This window comes from Pseudomonas sp. GW823-FHT02E01 (assembly GCF_058797535.1).
The window spans coordinates 93,839-110,035 of sequence record NZ_JBXAJS010000005.1; the positions used below are offsets into that span (position 1 = coordinate 93,839).

At 58.9% G+C, this 16,197-nt stretch carries 11 protein-coding genes; 3 read left to right on the forward strand and 8 right to left on the reverse strand.

Annotated elements, in window-relative coordinates:
* Positions 1-48 precede the first annotated feature (48 nt).
* Entirely contained in the window at positions 49-1,068 is a 1,020-nt protein-coding gene (gene aruF, locus AC1RDQ_RS13440; protein ID WP_046042322.1) for an arginine/ornithine succinyltransferase subunit alpha, read from the reverse strand.
* A gap of 206 nt (positions 1,069-1,274) precedes the next feature.
* Positions 1,275-2,495: an aspartate aminotransferase family protein gene (locus tag AC1RDQ_RS13445; protein ID WP_057713610.1), complete on the reverse strand. Its 1,221-nt coding sequence runs from the start codon at positions 2,493-2,495 to the stop codon at positions 1,275-1,277.
* Positions 2,496-2,808: 313 nt separating this feature from the next.
* Between AC1RDQ_RS13445 and AC1RDQ_RS13450 the strand changes: the two genes are divergently transcribed.
* Positions 2,809-7,836 carry a dermonecrotic toxin domain-containing protein gene (locus tag AC1RDQ_RS13450; RefSeq protein WP_492587522.1) on the forward strand — a complete coding sequence of 1,676 codons (5,028 nt, stop codon included), beginning with the start codon at positions 2,809-2,811 and terminating at the stop codon, positions 7,834-7,836.
* A gap of 17 nt (positions 7,837-7,853) precedes the next feature.
* On the opposite strand, the gene argR is transcribed toward AC1RDQ_RS13450, so the two are convergent.
* The 6 genes from argR to acs all read right to left on the reverse strand — a co-directional run bounded on the left by argR (position 7,854) and on the right by acs (position 14,660).
* The gene (argR, locus tag AC1RDQ_RS13455; RefSeq protein ID WP_150812124.1) at positions 7,854-8,834 is read right to left on the reverse strand and encodes a transcriptional regulator ArgR; all 981 of its coding nucleotides are present in this window, start codon (positions 8,832-8,834) and stop codon (positions 7,854-7,856) included.
* Between the two features lie 113 nt (positions 8,835-8,947).
* A complete protein-coding gene (locus tag AC1RDQ_RS13460; RefSeq protein WP_057713607.1) occupies positions 8,948-9,712 on the reverse strand; it encodes an ABC transporter ATP-binding protein in 765 nt (254 codons plus the stop codon).
* 36 nt (positions 9,713-9,748) lie between these two features.
* Entirely contained in the window at positions 9,749-10,447 is a 699-nt protein-coding gene (locus tag AC1RDQ_RS13465) for an ABC transporter permease (protein WP_056724135.1), read from the reverse strand.
* Entirely contained in the window at positions 10,444-11,133 is a 690-nt protein-coding gene (locus tag AC1RDQ_RS13470) for an ABC transporter permease (RefSeq protein ID WP_015096506.1), read from the reverse strand. The genes AC1RDQ_RS13465 and AC1RDQ_RS13470 overlap by 4 nt, the downstream gene beginning before the upstream one ends.
* Before the next feature lie 91 nt (positions 11,134-11,224).
* On the reverse strand, positions 11,225-12,001 hold the full coding sequence (locus AC1RDQ_RS13475) for an ABC transporter substrate-binding protein (protein ID WP_056724133.1): 777 nt from the start codon (positions 11,999-12,001) through the stop codon (positions 11,225-11,227).
* Positions 12,002-12,704: 703 nt separating this feature from the next.
* On the reverse strand, positions 12,705-14,660 hold the full coding sequence (gene acs / locus AC1RDQ_RS13480; RefSeq protein WP_090457340.1) for an acetate--CoA ligase: 1,956 nt from the start codon (positions 14,658-14,660) through the stop codon (positions 12,705-12,707).
* Between the two features lie 468 nt (positions 14,661-15,128).
* Here acs and AC1RDQ_RS13485 point away from each other — a divergent pair, with 468 nt between their 5' ends.
* Complete coding sequence (locus tag AC1RDQ_RS13485; protein ID WP_057713604.1) at positions 15,129-15,392, forward strand: DUF2790 domain-containing protein; 264 nt, start codon at positions 15,129-15,131, stop codon at positions 15,390-15,392.
* A 189-nt stretch (positions 15,393-15,581) separates the two neighbouring features.
* Positions 15,582-15,935: a hypothetical protein gene (locus AC1RDQ_RS13490; RefSeq protein WP_154947570.1), complete on the forward strand. Its 354-nt coding sequence runs from the start codon at positions 15,582-15,584 to the stop codon at positions 15,933-15,935.
* Positions 15,936-16,197: the final 262 nt, after the last annotated feature.

Consider the following 16,197-nt stretch of genomic DNA (forward strand, 5'->3'; position numbering starts at 1 on the left):
CCGTGAAACTTCGCTGCTTTCTAAACGAGCAATCAGGCCAGGTCGCTGTTAAACCGCGACCAGGCGCACGCTGGCACCCTCGCCGACACCCAGGGCTTCGGCGGCCTCCAGGTCCAGGGTCACCGGTTTGCCCGGCGCGTAATCGAGCTCGAGCATGACCGCGCGGTAATCCTGCAACTGGGCATTGGCAACCAGGTACTGGCGACCGACACCTTTGACCGGCTCACCGATCTTCACCGGCACCACACGGCTTTGGGCGATCGAACGGATCCCCGAGACACGGGCATGCAGGGTCGGGCCACCGTCGAAGATGTCGATGTAGTGATCGGTCTCGAAACCTTCGCGCATCAGAATGTCGAAGGTGATCTGCGCGCGCGGGTGCACCTGGCCCATGGCCTCTTGAGCGGAGTCCGGCAGCAGTGGCACGTAGATCGGGTAATGCGGCATCAGTTCGGCAAGGAACGTACGGCTTTTCAGCCCGCACAGACGCTCTGCTTCGGCGTAGTTGAGGTCGAAGAAGTTGCGGCCGATGGCATCCCAGAACGGCGAGTCGCCGTTTTCATCGCTGTAACCGACGATTTCGGTCACCACGGAATCGGCAAAACGCTCCGGATGGCTGGCCACGAACAGCAAACGGCCACGGGAGTTGAGCTCCGACCAAGGCGACCCCACCAACTCGCGCTGCACATAGAAGCTGGTCAGCAAGCTGTTGCCGGTCAGGTCGTGGCACTGGGAGAGCACGTGGATCTTGTTGTGAATCTTCAGCTCGCGGGAAGCGTGCACGAAGGTTTCGTTGCGAAAGCTGTAGAACGGCTCGGAGTAACCGGCCGACGCCACGATGGCCGAGCAACCGACCAGCTTGCCGGTAGCGGAGTCTTCGAGGACGAAGAAATAGCTTTCCTCACCGTTGAAACTCACTTCGGCGGCGAACGAGGCTTCGCTTGCCGCGATCTTGTCGCTCAGGCGCTCAACGTCATCCGGCAAGGAAGTGACACCAATCGGACTGTCCGCAGCCAGACGCTGTACCTCGCCCAGATCAGCCATTTGCGCGGGGCGCATCACCAGCATGGTGTCACTCCTTTCTAAAACTCTTTTGAGGGAAATAAGCCGGGGCCGCCTTGGAACTCCTGTGGGAGCGAGCTTGCTCGCGATGGAGTGTCAGTCGACACCAATGTGGCTGATCCACCATCGCGAGCAAGCTCGCTCCTACAGTAAAGCGGGCCCGGCATAAAAATTGGGTTCGACGCCTGAAAGGTCAGGCGTCGAAGGGTCTATCAGGCTTGCGTCAGTTTTGCCGCGGCACGTTCGAAGCGGTCCAGACCGGCATCGATATCGGCGTCTTCCACCACCAGGCTCGGGGCGAAACGCACCACGTCCGGGCCGGCTTGCAGAATCATCAGGCCTTCTTGTTCAGCGGCGTTGAAGATGTCCTTGGCCTTGCCTTTCCAGGCATCGCTCAGCACACAGCCGATCAACAGACCCAGGCCACGGACCTGGGTGAACAGGCCGTATTTCTCGCCGATCTGCTCAAGGCGTGCCTTGAACTTGTCGTGCTTGGCATTGACGCCAGCCAGCACCTCTGGGGTGTTGATCACGTCGATCACCGCACCTGCGACAGCGCACGCCAGCGGGTTGCCGCCGTAAGTGGTGCCGTGGGTGCCGACGACCAGGTGCTTGGCCAGGTCTTCGGTGGTCAGCATGGCGGCGATCGGGAAACCACCGCCCAGGCTCTTGGCGCTGGTCAGGATGTCCGGGATCACGCCGTAATGCTGGTAGGCGAACAGGTGGCCGGTACGGCCCATGCCGGTTTGCACTTCGTCGAACACCAGCAGCGCGTTGTGCTCGTTGCACAGTTCGCGGGCGCCTTGCAGGTAGGCCAGTTCGGCCGGCAGTACACCGCCCTCACCTTGAATAGGCTCCAGGACCACGGCGCAGGTCTTGTCGGAAACGGCAGCTTTCAACGCAGCCAGATCGTTGTACGGCACGTGGGTGATGCCGGTGATCTTCGGACCGAAGCCATCGGAATACTTCGACTGGCCACCGACGTTCACGGTGAACAGGGTACGGCCGTGGAAGCTGTTGAGCGCGGCGATGATCTCGTACTTCTCGCTGCCATAACGGTCGAACGCGACACGACGGGCCAGCTTGAAGGCGGCCTCGTTGGCTTCGGCGCCGGAGTTGCAGAAGAAGGCGCGCTCGGCAAAGGTGGCGTCAACCAGCTTGTGCGCCAGGCGCAGGGCCGGCTCATTGGTGAACACATTGGACACGTGCCACAGCTTGTTCGCCTGCTCGGTCAAGGCACCGACCAGCGCCGGATGCGCGTGACCCAATACGTTGACGGCGATCCCGCCGGCGAAGTCGATCAGCTCGCGACCGGACTGGTCCCAAACGCGGGAACCGGCGCCACGCACAGGAATGAATGCGGCAGGCGCATAGTTGGGAACCATTACCTGATCGAAATCGGCGCGTTGTACCGCAGCGTGCTCAACGGACATCGGAGTCTCCTGAAGAGAAAACACTCGCCTGAAACTGGCGAGCTTGGTGAGGATTGTAAGGACAGTTTTCAGCCCGGCCTTGCCGCCAAGCGACAACTTCTTATAGCGCAAACCCCGGATTTTCCCGGGTTTACGGCAATGCGACATATAGGGTCGCAAAGGCGCAGTTTAACTGGCGGCGGACGTTTGCGGCAGGCTTGCTGCGTTGTAACTCATGGCAATGACCCGAGTGCGGTAAATATGTACCGCACAGCGTCCGGGTTCGCGCGGTTTCCTAAGGGCCTCATCCCACTTCGATGGTCACCTTAACCGCATGAATACCCAACATACCGACATTGCTCGCGACGCCTTCAGGCCAGACGCTCACTATCAGCACCTGATCAACGTGATCCCCTCCTGGCTCCGCCAAGCAACGCCTCAACGGCGTGAGGCACTGCGCAACAGCGCGCCAGGCATTCCGGCCGGGCTCAAGGACGCTCCACCCCATCAGCATGCAGAACTGGGCAAACTCATTGCCCGTCATGTGACCAGCCAGAACCAGGTTGATCAAATGATGGCAAAGCTGCAGAGCCCCGCCGACTTCGCCGAACCACTTCTCGAAGCGGCGCTCAAGACCCGATTCGGCCTGGAACTGGACGCTCGTAAAACGTTCCTTCGCCTTTACATCCCGGCTCACATCCCATGGCTTCGGCTGAAATCCGGCGCTGCGCGCACCTGGACGGTGTCCCTGCTGGATGCCGCACTGCACAATTTTGAAAGCACCGAAACCAAAGCAGACGCCTTCGAGCCCGCCTCGACTTACATCACGCCCCCCTCTGCTACCGGGCAATTCAATACATTGCCGCAGATACTGGAAAAGATGCCCATCACGGCTTTTACCAGCCTCTGCCGGGAACTGGACATTGGCCAGCGCTATAAAGAGTATCTGGACGACAACCTTGGCATCAGCAATCCCGTGGCCGCGGCAATACTGAAATCGAAAATTCACGACAGCCAGAAAACCGCACTCACCGCTGCCCTGCACATGGCGCAGATGCAAAAATTGCTGGGCAGTGACGTCCACCGACTGACTCTTGGCTTGCTCGACAACCTGCCTTCTTTACGTTTGCATGGTCTGCCCTGGGGCTACCATGAACTGACAATCATGAACGCTCGCCTGACTGGCATCGTTTTGTTTGCACCGGATCTGGAGCGCGCAACAGAAGTGGTCAGAGTGGTGGCCTACATTCCTGACGACCCCGAACACCCGATCAAGGAATACAGTTCAACCGCCGCATTCGCCGAGGAACTTGGTCAGCGCTTGCGTGCCCCCGAATACCAACAGTTTTTCAGTCGATTCATCAATCATGAGGATCGTGGGCACTTTTTCGCGCAGTTGAACAACGAGCTATCACCTTTAACCTGGCAGCCTGTTCCACCGGGCGATCCGCACCCGACCTGGCGAGAGCGCCCCAACCAACGTCCCGACTTGCACATTGCGGCCACACCGGTGAAAGACGATCTCTTGACCCACCTCTATCAGAGCAAGCTCAACAAGATCCTCAACGATGCGCGAGTGATCGCCGTGTCCACCGCAACAGTCGACCAGAGAGCCCGCTGGGCCTTATGGGACTCCTTTACGGAAATAGCTTCGACCCTGCTGAACATCGCGGCCTTTATTGCCCTGCCGTTCGTACCCTTCCTTGGCGAGTTGATGCTGGCCTACATGGCCTACCAGTTGCTCGACGAAACCTTCGAAAGCATTGTTGACTGGGCCGAGGGCCACACCACCGAGGCCTTCGAGCATTTCATGGGCGTTGTTGAATCCGCCGTACAACTGGGCACCTTTGCGGTGGGTGGCGTGATCGCGGCGGGAGAATTTCGCGCGATCCTGCCCAAGGAAATTGTGCAGTTCATCGACCGTTTCAATTCGGTGAAGCGGCCCAATGGCGAAACCCGCTATTGGAAACCCGACCTGACCGCCTACGAGCACCCCGCCACACTCCCAGCGGACTCAAAACCGGATTCACTCGGACTGCACAGGCATCAAGGTAAAACCCTGTTACCCCTGGAAGGCAAAAACTACGCCGTCAGCGAGGACTCCGTCATCGGCGAGTACCGCATCGACCACCCCTCCCGCCCTGACGCCTACAAACCACAACTGCGGCACAACGGCACCGGCGCCTGGCAAACCGAACTCGACCAGCCGTTGAGCTGGGACCAGGCCACCGTGCTGCACCGTATCGGCCCGGACATGCAGCGATTTTCGGCCAGCACCCGCGAGCGCATCCTCAGCATCAGCGGCAGCCACGAAGATACCCTGCGCAAGATACACGTGCATGCCGGGCAGGTGCCGCCGTTACTGGCCGACACACTCAAACGCTTCAGGATCGATCAGGACATACAAACCTTTATTGATCAGATCGGCAGCGACCAGCCGGAGCACTCCCTCAAGGCGGATCCCGTGACACAGCTGGAACTGCTCAATGAAAACGGTTACTGGCCGGCAAACAAAGGCCTGCGACTGATCGACGAAAATGCGCAAACCCTTTGGCAAAGCCCGGCGCCCGATGTACCCGTGGTGGAAATCGACGCCACCCGCCTCACCGACGGCGACCTGCTGAAAACCTTTCTCCTGACCCTGTCGGACAGCGAAGCCAGAACGCTGATGGGCGAAGAATTCGGTCACCCCTCCCCTGGCCTGGAAAACCGGGCGCAGCGGTTGCGCAAGATACTCGCGCGGCTTGCCGAACAGAAACGGCAAGGCCTGTTCGATCAGCGTTATCGCAGACTCGAACGGGGCGCTCAAGGCCCCATACAAGCAGTCATGGATGCTGAGCCCGGACTACCAAGCAGCGTTGCAGAAGCGATTGTGAACACAGCAAACGAACAGGAACTGCAACAGCTGAAAAAACCAACCATTTCCCCTCGCCTGGTCGAGCTGAGCCAGGAGGCCAGATTACAAGTACGAGTGACACGCGCCTACGAGGGGCTTGATTTGCCATCGACCGAGAACAACCTCGACACCGACCGGCTGGCCTTGCACACCCTGGAAAAACTGCCAGGCTGGACGGGACAGCTACGACTGGAAACCCGCCAGTACGCCCATGAAGGCCTCCTGATCGACAGCGTTGGCAGTGCCGACGCGCCCCTGCGTAAAGTGCTGGTGCTCAGAGTAGAAGGCGAGTATCAGGCGTTCGATCAAGACGGCGAAGAACTCAGCGGCATGGACTCGCTTTACGCATGCCTATTACAGGCCATGCCGGACAGTGAACGCACCGCCCTGAACCTTCATATCGGTGAAGGTGAACGACTCAAACAGTTAATTCGCAATCACGCCTTGAGCCGTGACGCATTAAGCTCGCTGCTGGCTCGACACCCCAACCTCAAACCCACCTACGACCCAAAGGTAATGCGCTTGCTCGGTGGCGGTGACGGGTATCGTCAAATGCCACGCAACACACCTACCTTGCAAGCTCGGGCTCAGACACTGTTCCCCCATCTATCCGCCGAAGAGCTCGACGCCTTCGTCGAACGCCTGCAACAGCACCCAAACGGACCGCGGGCAGAACTGAATCGGCTTATGGTTCAACACACGCAGCTCCAGGAAACGCTTTCTTCCTGGCGCGACGAAATTCCGCTGTTTATTCCAGACACACAACTCAGGGTCACTCCCGAGCAATTCGCTGCACAAAAGCAGCTCCGTCGACAGTTCACCATCGACCTGATGGACTGCTGGCGACAGCAATGGACCCTTCCCGAGACCGCGCTTGAAAGAGTCGACTTCAACTTCTTCCAACCGATCATCGGCGAATTGCCAGCCCTGAGCACCGACTTCAGCGGCGTCACAATGCTTACACTGGAAGGCAGCAGCGCCACGCGGGGCATGCATGAGTTTCTGCGCAGCTTTACCGGTTTACGCATCCTGAAACTGCGCGATTTCAACCTTGGCCACTTACCGGACACCCTTCCATCGTTGCAACTCGAAGAACTCATTCTGAGCAATTGCGCGATCACCCTCAGCCCCGAAAGCCAAGTCGGGCTCGCGGGCCTGCATCGGTTGACCACAATGGACCTGTACAAGAACCCCTTGGGCCTGACACCCGATGTCGGCAGCATGCCCGATTTGAATTACATCGACTTATCGCAGACGGGCATTACTGAACTCCCGCGCGAATTATTGACTCGCCCACGCCTGCGCACCGCCCTGCTCAATAACAACCAGATCAAAGAGTTGCCCAGCGCATTGTTCACACTGCAACAACGCACCCAGGAGGGTTTCGACCTGGGCAACAATCCGCTTTCAAACGCAGCCCGCGAACGCCTCAAACAGCACTTCCAGCAGACCCGTCAGGACTTCGGTATCTTTGCCGAAGAAACAGATATCCACCGCGCGCAGGCACTGTACCCCTGGATGGACCAGGAAGACGCCAGCAAATTCGTCTACAAACTGCCCGGGACCCTGGATGAGGGGCGAGTCGAACTGACCCGCCTGGAAGTCGAACTCACCACCCTGGAGAACGACCTGTCCGCCTGGACCGGCAATATTCCCGCCGTCCACCCCCACAGCAATCAACCCTTCACTGCCCAGCAACTGCTGATCGAACACTCGACGCGGGACGCATTCAGAGAGTCCGTACTGCGCTGCTGGCGCCGGGAAAGCGACCCGGAGGACTTCGACGTTTCACTGCAAGCAACTACTTATGACCTGAGTCTGGAGACACGGATTACCGGTAACCTGCCGACACTGAGCGCAGATTTCAGCCATGTTTCTCTGGTTTACCTGAGTAGCGAAAGTGGCCTGACCACAGGCGTCACCGGATTCCTGGAGTGCTTCCCCAAACTCAAGACCCTCGTTATCAACGACTTCAGACTGGGCGATATCCCGGAGGCGATCTTCCGGATGAGCGATTTGAGATCGCTCAATCTCCTCGACTGCAACATCACCCTGACCCCGCAGTCTGCCCTGAACCTGGCCGAGATGGCCCGCCTGGAATTCATCGACTTGAGGAACAATCCGCTGGGGCTGGCTCCAGATATCAGCCAGATGGCGGACCTGGCGACCCTGCAACTGGACAACTGCGGGCTCACCGAATTACCCGCTGGACTGTTGCAGCTCAAGAGCCTGGAAACCGTAGACCTGAGCGACAACGCAATCAGCCGGATACCCGCCGACGTCCTCGAACTGCCGCTGGAAGTCGCCGAAAGCATCAACTTGCGGGGCAATCCGTTCTCCGAAGACAGCCTGCAGACCCTGATCGAGTATTTCAGGCTGACCAGTGTCGACTTCGGCATTCAGGAAGTGATCGATCGGGCAGAATTGGAGGTGTCGACGTCCGAGGCGTCCGAACCGGAAGACTGATCGGGATCAGGTGCTGATCAGCCGCGCTCCGGCGGCACCGATGACAATTCGAACGGGCTGCTGCTGCGCCGCTGGTTGCGATCTTCCCGCGGCGTGGCACCGAAGAAATTGCGGTAGGCGCTGGAGAAATGCGGCCCCGAGGAGAAGCCACAGGACAGGCCGATCTGGATGATCGACTTGCTGGTTTGCATCAACATCTGCCGGGCCTTGTTCAGGCGCAGTTCCAGGTAATACTGGCTCGGCACGCGGTTGAGGTATTGCTTGAAGATCCGCTCCAGCTGCCGACGGGATACGCACACGTGCTGGGCGATTTCGTCGGTGGTCAGCGGTTCTTCGATGTTGGCTTCCATGAGCAACACTGCTTGTGTGAGCTTCGGATGGCTGGAACCCAGGCGGTTCTGTAACGGAATGCGCTGGCGTTCGCCGCCCTCGCGGATGCGCTCGACCACCAGTTCTTCGGATACCGCACCGGCCAGTTCCGCACCGTGATCGCGGGCCAGCACGGCCAGCAACAAGTCGAGCACCGACATCCCGCCGCACGCGGTCAGGCGATCGCGATCCCAGTCGAACAAGTGACTGGTGGCGATGACCTTCGGAAAGCGCTCGGCGAAATCGTCCTGCCAGCGCCAATGCACAGCCGCGCGATAACCGTCGAGCAAACCCAACTGCGCCAGCGGGTAAACACCGGCCGACAGACCGCCGATCACGCAACCGGAACGCACCAGTTGCTTGAGCGCACTGCTGAGCGCCGGCGCCAGTGCGGTCGGTGGTTCGTCAGCGAGCAGGAACAGTTTCTGGAAGTTTTCGAGCTTGCCGGTCCACGCCTCACCCGGCAATTGCCAGGCGCTTTCGCTCGGCGCTTCGGCCTGCAGGAACGACAGTTCGTAAACCACGTCTGGATGCACACGCTGGGCAACACGCAAGGCCTCCTCAGCCAGCGCAAGCGTCAGTGCTTTAGTGCTGGGCCAAATCAGGAAACCAATTCGATGGGCAGTCATGGTGGGCAATCCGAAACGAAAACAGTGTTAGAAGCCAAAAGCGGCTGCAACCAAATTAGACCATCTGGCGCGCGCTGCGCAGCATGGCCTAATTTGGTGCGTAACGGGAGCGATTACTTCAGGCTACCCGACAGGAATTGCTGCAGACGCTCGGATTGCGGGTTCACCAGCACTTCGCGCGGGTTACCGCTTTCTTCAACCACACCTTTGTGCAGGAACACCAGCTGGTTCGACACTTCACGGGCAAAGCCCATTTCGTGGGTCACCACGACCATGGTCCGGCCTTCCTGGGCCAGAGCCTGCATGACTTTCAACACGTCGCCGACCAGCTCCGGGTCGAGGGCCGAGGTCGGTTCGTCGAACAGCATCACCTCAGGTTCCATCGCCAGCGCACGGGCAATCGCCACGCGCTGCTGCTCGCCGCCGGACATGTGCCCAGGGTAAGCATCCTTGCGATGGGCCACGCCCACCTTGTTCAGGTAGTGTTCGGCCTTCTCGCGCGCTTCAGCCTTGGACACGCCAAGCACATGCACCGGCGCTTCCATGATGTTTTCCAGCGCGGTCATGTGCGACCACAGGTTGAAATGCTGGAACACCATCGACAGGCGCGAACGCATGCGTTGCAGCTGTTTCGGGTCGGCGGCCTTCAGCGCGCCGTCCTTGTTCGCCACCAGCTTCAGCTCTTCGTTGTTGAGCAGAATCCTGCCCGCGTGCGGCTGCTCCAGCAGGTTGATGCAACGCAGGAAAGTACTTTTGCCGGAGCCACTGGAACCGATGATGCTGATCACATCGCCGGCTGCCGCTTTCAGGGACACGCCCTTGAGCACTTCGTGACTGCCATAGCGTTTATGCAGGTCTTGGACTTCAAGTTTGTACATGCTGTCGGTTCTCACAAAAACAGTCAGTCAGTGATATCAGTGCTTGCGCGGGGCCAGGTAGCCCAGCCAGCGGCGCTCGGCCATCTTGAACAGCTTCACCAGGATGAAGGTCAGGCACAGGTAGAATACGCCAGCGGTGATGTACGCCTCGAACGGCAGGTAGAACTGGGCGTTGACCGTGCGCGCGGCACCGGTGATGTCGATCAGGGTCACGATGGACGCCAGACTGGTGGTCTGCAGCATCATGATCACTTCGTTGCTGTACTGCGGCAGCGCGCGACGCAGGGCCGACGGCAGCAGGATGCGCTTGTACATCTTGACCCGCGACATGCCCATGGCCTTGGCCGCTTCGATCTCGCCGTTCGGCGTGGCGCGCAGGCTGCCGGCGATGATTTCGGCGGTGTAGGCGCTGGTGTTGATCGCGAACGCCAGGCACGCACAGAACGTTGCGCTGGACAGCCACGGCCAGAGGAAACTTTCCCGCACGGCTTCGAACTGCGCCAGACCGTAGTAGATCAAGAACAGCTGCACCAGCATCGGCGTGCCGCGGATCACGTAGGTGTAGAGCCAGGCCGACATGTTGACGACCGAGTTCTTCGAGACGCGCATCAGGCCCAGCGGCAAGGCGCACAGCAAGCCGAAGAACAGCGACAGCGCGAGCAGTTTGAGGGTGGTCACCAGGCCGCCAAGGTACAGCGGCATGGCCTCCCAAATGACGTTGTAGTCGAAGATCATAGATCAGCCGCCCTTACGCCTACCGAGTAGCGCTTCTCAAGGTGACGCAATGCCAGCAACGACACACTGGTGATCACCAGGTACATCGCGGCTACTGCGAGGAAGAAGGTGAAAGGCTCGCGGGTGGCATCGGCCGCCTGCTTGGCCTTGAACATCATGTCTTGCAGACCCACCACCGAAATCAGCGCGGTAGCCTTGGTCAATACCAGCCAGTTGTTGGTGAAACCCGGAATCGCCAGGCGAATCATCTGTGGTACCAACACCCGGAAGAACACCTGAAAACTGCTCATGCCGTAGGCCATGCCGGCTTCGGCCTGACCCTTGGGGATCGCCATGAAGGCGCCACGGAAGGTTTCCGACAGGTACGCGCCGAAGATGAAGCCCAGGGTGCCGATACCGGCCGCCAACGGGTTCAGGTCGATGTACTCGTCAAAGCCGAGCAGCGGTGCGACGCGGTTGAGCAGGTCCTGGCCGCCGTAGAAAATCAGCAGGATCAGCACCAGGTCGGGAATACCGCGGATCACCGTGGAATACAGGTCGCCCAGCCAGGCCAGCCAGCGCACCGGCGACAGACGCAGTGCCACGCCGATCAGGCCCAGAACGATGGCCATGGCCATGGACGACAAGGCGAGCTGAAGCGTCAGCCAAGCGCCATCGAGGATGACAGCCCCGTAGCCTTTCAACATGATTCAGGTCCTCGAAAGTTGGGATGAAAAAATGGCGCAAACCTCAGAGATCCTGTTGCTTGCGCCATTTCGGACTTGTCGCTGGGACGAATTACTTGCCGTAGATATCGAAGGCGAAGTACTTGTCCTGGATTTGCTTGTACTTGCCGTTCGCACGAATGGCTGCGATGGCGTTGTTGAGCTTGTCCAGATCTTCCTTGTCGCCCTTGCGCACCGCGATGCCTACGCCGTCGCCGAAGTATTTGACGTCGGTGAACGCAGGGCCGACGAAGGCGAAGCCTTTACCGGCATCGGTTTTCAGGAAGCCGTCATCCAAAAGCGTAGCGTCTGCCACGGTGCCGTCGAGGCGGCCGGCGGCCACGTCGAGGTAAATTTCGTTCTGCGAACCGTAAGGCTTGATCTCGGCACCCAGCGGGGCCAGGACTTCGCGGGCGAAACGCTCGTGGATCGAACCACGCTGCACGCCGATGTTCTTGCCCTTGAGCTCGGTCAGGCCTTCGCTGACCTGAGTGCCGGCCTTCATGACCAGGCGAGCCGGAGTGTTGTAGTACTTGTTGGTGAAGTCCACGGACTTCTTGCGATCTTCAGTGATCGACATGGATGACAGGATCGCGTCGATCTTGCGCACTTTAAGCGCAGGGATCAGGCCGTCGAACTCTTGCTCGACCCACACGCACTTGACCTTCATTTCTTCGCACAGCGCGTTGCCGATGTCGTAGTCGAAACCAACGATGCTGCCATCCGGCGCCTTGGACGCGAACGGAGGGTAAGCCGCCTCGATACCGATTTTCAGAGGTTTTTCATCGGCGAAGGTTGGCAAGGACAGCACGGACAGTGCCAGGGCGCCAAGCAGCACGAGTTTCTTCATCTTGGGACTCCATCGGTAAAGGGCAAAAACGGCAGAGTGAGCGACAGCCCAATATGCGAATGAGTGGAACCAGAAAGCAGTGCTGCGTCCTGGGAAGCGGGTGTTGAAATTCAACACGAGCAACGACGAGCGAGTGATCGGCATTCTAACGACAGGCCCGAGGCCGATATTTCTTCAATGCGACAACTAATTACAGAAGCACCGAGAAAGCCGTTTTAGCACGTTGACAGCCCTGCAAAATCATGCAAGAGCAAAAGATAGTGAACCGATCTACGTTGCAAATTGCGGGCCTATTATTGGCAAACCCTTCTAATCCGGCAAGCGCAGTGTAGCGGCTTATTTTTTTGAGGCGCATTTCAGGCCCGCTTTTAAGCACCGGCGTTTCCCAATGCCCCGTATTGGCGCGATGCGGTTACACATTCAGTAACCTGAAAGAACGCAGGTAACAGTAGGAAAATGCCGACAGATTATCCCGATAATTATTGGTAGATGTTGCTGTAGCGCCTGCTAAACCGCTATCGCGAGCAAGCCCGCTCCCACAATGGTTTTGTGTCGAACGCAAATATCGCATTCACCACAGATCCCCTGTGGGAGCGAGCTTGCTCGCGATGAGGCCAGCCCAACCAACACAAAAACCCAGGCACAAAAAAGCCCCGCCAGGCTCAACACCTGACAGGGCGTTTAAGTGACTCAGAACCGCCGCTTACGCGACATTCATGGTCTTGTGGGTATCAATCAAATGCTGCACCACACTCGGATCAGCCAGGGTGGAAATATCCCCCAACCCATCATATTCAGCCGTCGCAATCTTGCGCAGAATCCGGCGCATGATCTTGCCCGAACGAGTCTTCGGCAGCCCCGGCGCCCACTGGATCACATCCGGTGAAGCAATCGGGCCGATCTCCTTGCGCACCCAGTTTTTCAGTTCCAGGCGCAGCTGCTCGTTCGGCTCTTCACCGTTCTTAAGGGTGACATAGACATAAATGCCCTGCCCCTTGATGTCGTGCGGCACACCGACCACAGCGGCTTCGGCGACTTTCGGGTGCGCGACCATCGCGCTTTCGATCTCGGCGGTGCCCATGCGGTGGCCGGACACGTTGAGCACGTCGTCCACCCGACCGGTGATCCAGTAGTAACCATCGGCATCGCGACGGGCGCCGTCACCGGTGAAGTACATGCCACGGAAGGTTTTGAAGTAAGTGTCGACGAAGCGGTCATGGTCGCCAAACAGCGTACGTGCCTGGCCTGGCCACGAATCGAGAATCACCAGGTTGCCCTCGGCCTCGCCTTCGACGATGTTGCCCAGGTTGTCCACCAGGGCCGGCACCACGCCGAAGAACGGACGCGCCGCAGAGCCTGGCTTGAGCGCATGAGCGCCCGGCAGCGGGCTCATCATGTTGCCGCCGGTTTCGGTCTGCCACCAGGTGTCGACGATCGGGCAACGGGACTTGCCGACATTCTTGTAGTACCAGTCCCAGGCTTCCGGGTTGATCGGCTCGCCCACCGAACCCAACAGGCGCAGGCTGCTGCCGTCAGCGCCTTCAACAGCCGCAGTGCCCGAGGCCATCATGGCGCGGATCGCGGTCGGTGCGGTGTAGAGGATATTGACCTTGTGCTTGTCGACGATCTTCGCCACCCGGGTGATGTCCGGGTAGTTCGGCACGCCTTCGAACAGCAGCGTGGTCGCGCCATTGGCCAGCGGGCCGTAGACGATGTAGCTGTGGCCGGTGACCCAGCCGACGTCGGCGGTGCACCAGTAGATTTCACCCGGGCGGTAGTCGAACACGCGCTCGTGGGTCATGGCTGCGTACAACAGGTAGCCGCCGGTGGTGTGCTGCACGCCCTTCGGCTTGCCAGTGGAGCCGGAGGTGTAAAGGATGAACAGCGCTTCTTCGGCGCCCATCTCTTTCGGCGCACACACGGTGCCGGCCACTTTCATCAGGTCCTCGAACCAGATGTCGCGATGCTGGTTCCACTTGATGTCGCCACCGGTGCGCTTGCACACGATGACTTTCTGGATGCTGCTGGTTTCCGGGTTGGTCAGCGCGTCGTCGACGTTGGCCTTGAGCGGGATCTTCTTGCCGGCACGAATGCCTTCGTCGGCGGTGATAACCACTTTGGATTTGCAGTCGATGATGCGACCGGCCAGGGCCTCCGGGGAGAAGCCGCCGAACACCACCGAGTGAATCGCGCCGATCCGGGTACAGGCCAGCATGGCGACCACGGCTTCGGGGATCATCGGCATATAGATAGTCACCACGTCGCCGCGGTGCACGTCCTGACCACGCAGGGCGTTGGCGAACTTGCACACTTGCTCGTGCAGTTCGCGGTAAGTGATGTTGCGGCTTTCGGCAGGGTCATCGCCCTCCCAGATGATCGCGACCTGATCGCCGCGCTCGGCCAGATGACGGTCCAGGCAGTTGTAGGAAACGTTCAGGGTGCCGTCGGCGAACCATTTGATGTCGACATGGTGATCGTCGAAGGAAGTCTGCTTCACCGTGGTGAAAGGCTTGATCCAGTCGAGGCGCTTGGCTTGCTCGCGCCAGAAGCCGTCCGGGTTGACGACCGACTGCTGGTACATGGCCTTGTAGGTCGCCTCGTCGGTCAGCGTGTTAGCCAGAACCTCGGGACGAACGGGATACAGGGAAGCCGCACTCATCTTTCTTACCTCGGTGGAATAGTTGTTTTTGTATGACCCTGTTTTAGCCGGGCCGGGGCTATAGAACCATTCGACGATGGTAGTAACAAGTCCCTACAAAATGTCGTGAATACCCCTACTCCGCCCACAGTTCCCTGTAGGAGCGAGCCCTGCTCGCGATGGTCGTCAACGATAACGCGCCTAGCCTGACACCCCGCGGAGCCCTCAGGTTCATCGCGAGCAAGCTCGCTCCTACAAAAGAAGAGGTTATTCAGGGATTGTTACAGGATCTGTCAAAAGTGTTTATCAAAACCACGCCTATATGGACGAAGCGTCGACGCCTAAAATCAGCCACGCCAACAAGGCAACCTGATTAACCAAGTTGCAGCCCCCACGAAGGCAGTTAATCAAACCCCTGATACCGAAGCTCCACACGCAATCCCAAAAAGATTGCGTGCCCCCTTTCGACCTCTAAAAGGTAAATTTCAAATGAAAGCTTTATTGGTTCTGGCCCTCAGCAGTCTGTGCGCAACCGCCATGGCAAACGAGGTCCCGACTGATGTCGCGCAGCAACAACCAGCAATAGAGGAATACACCTACTCCACCCACCTGGACATCGCCAAAGTGATCTCCATGAGCGAAGCCCCGAACGTGTGTGAAGTTGTGCCGATGAAAATGGAATACGAAGACTCCCACGGCCAACGACATATCCTGCGCTACAGCATGATGGGCAATGGCTGCTCCAACGGCTGATCCCCTGCTTCACCCCTCCCCCAAAAGGTTCGACCCACCCGCCGCGATCAGGCAGATGAAGCGCCGAACCTTAACGATCGATTAATTCGATTATTTTAAGCATTTATTTGCGCTTTTTAATCGAAATAGCAGACGTAGAATCAACTGCAACCCAAGACAAACAACACCCACGAATCTGGAGCAACAACCATGAAAACCCAACTGATCCTCGCCCTGACCCTCTCCGTCCTGGCAGCCAACACCTTCGCCGCCGATGGTTACGACCGCACCGGCTCGGCTGCTTACACCACTGAAGCCGCTGTCGCTTCCGACGGTTCTGACCACACTGGCGCCGCCCGTCTCGCCGCCGATGGTGCCGATCACGTCGGGGCAGGCAAACTCGCCTCCGACGGCTCTGACCACACCGGCGCAGCCCGCCTCGCCGCCGATGGCGCCGATCACGTCGGGGCAGGCAAACTGGCTTCCGATGGCTCCGACCACACCGGCGCAGCCCGTCTAGCCGCCGATGGTGCCGATCACGTCGGTGCCGCTCGCCTGAGCTGATCCGCCAGCGTGACTTCACAGCCCGACTTCGGTCGGGCTTAGTTGTGTCTGGAGCCTGAGAAAACCCCACCGAAACACAAGATGTAGTGAAAAAAGCCTTTTTTGGTCATTTCTTGAACAAAAATAATCAGAGGCAAAAAATTAAGAAAAAAAATCTTCCCCCGCCAACATCGTTCAAAGCCCTGTAAACCCTCACTCCGACCGAAAAACGGCCCCCGTCGACCGTTCCGTGAGCCATTTCGCCGCACCACAGCACGCAAAA

What these genes read in the sequence shown, in the direction of transcription:
- aruF (WP_046042322.1), bottom strand. Translation starts at nt 1,068, where the DNA reads ATGCTGGTGATGCGCCCCGCGCAAATGGCTGATCTGGGCGAGGTACAG.
- AC1RDQ_RS13445 (WP_057713610.1), bottom strand. Translation starts at nt 2,495, where the DNA reads ATGTCCGTTGAGCACGCTGCGGTACAACGCGCCGATTTCGATCAGGTA.
- AC1RDQ_RS13450 (WP_492587522.1), top strand. Translation starts at nt 2,809, where the DNA reads ATGAATACCCAACATACCGACATTGCTCGCGACGCCTTCAGGCCAGAC.
- argR (WP_150812124.1), bottom strand. Translation starts at nt 8,834, where the DNA reads ATGACTGCCCATCGAATTGGTTTCCTGATTTGGCCCAGCACTAAAGCA.
- AC1RDQ_RS13460 (WP_057713607.1), bottom strand. Translation starts at nt 9,712, where the DNA reads ATGTACAAACTTGAAGTCCAAGACCTGCATAAACGCTATGGCAGTCAC.
- AC1RDQ_RS13465 (WP_056724135.1), bottom strand. Translation starts at nt 10,447, where the DNA reads ATGATCTTCGACTACAACGTCATTTGGGAGGCCATGCCGCTGTACCTT.
- AC1RDQ_RS13470 (WP_015096506.1), bottom strand. Translation starts at nt 11,133, where the DNA reads ATGTTGAAAGGCTACGGGGCTGTCATCCTCGATGGCGCTTGGCTGACG.
- AC1RDQ_RS13475 (WP_056724133.1), bottom strand. Translation starts at nt 12,001, where the DNA reads ATGAAGAAACTCGTGCTGCTTGGCGCCCTGGCACTGTCCGTGCTGTCC.
- acs (WP_090457340.1), bottom strand. Translation starts at nt 14,660, where the DNA reads ATGAGTGCGGCTTCCCTGTATCCCGTTCGTCCCGAGGTTCTGGCTAAC.
- AC1RDQ_RS13485 (WP_057713604.1), top strand. Translation starts at nt 15,129, where the DNA reads ATGAAAGCTTTATTGGTTCTGGCCCTCAGCAGTCTGTGCGCAACCGCC.
- AC1RDQ_RS13490 (WP_154947570.1), top strand. Translation starts at nt 15,582, where the DNA reads ATGAAAACCCAACTGATCCTCGCCCTGACCCTCTCCGTCCTGGCAGCC.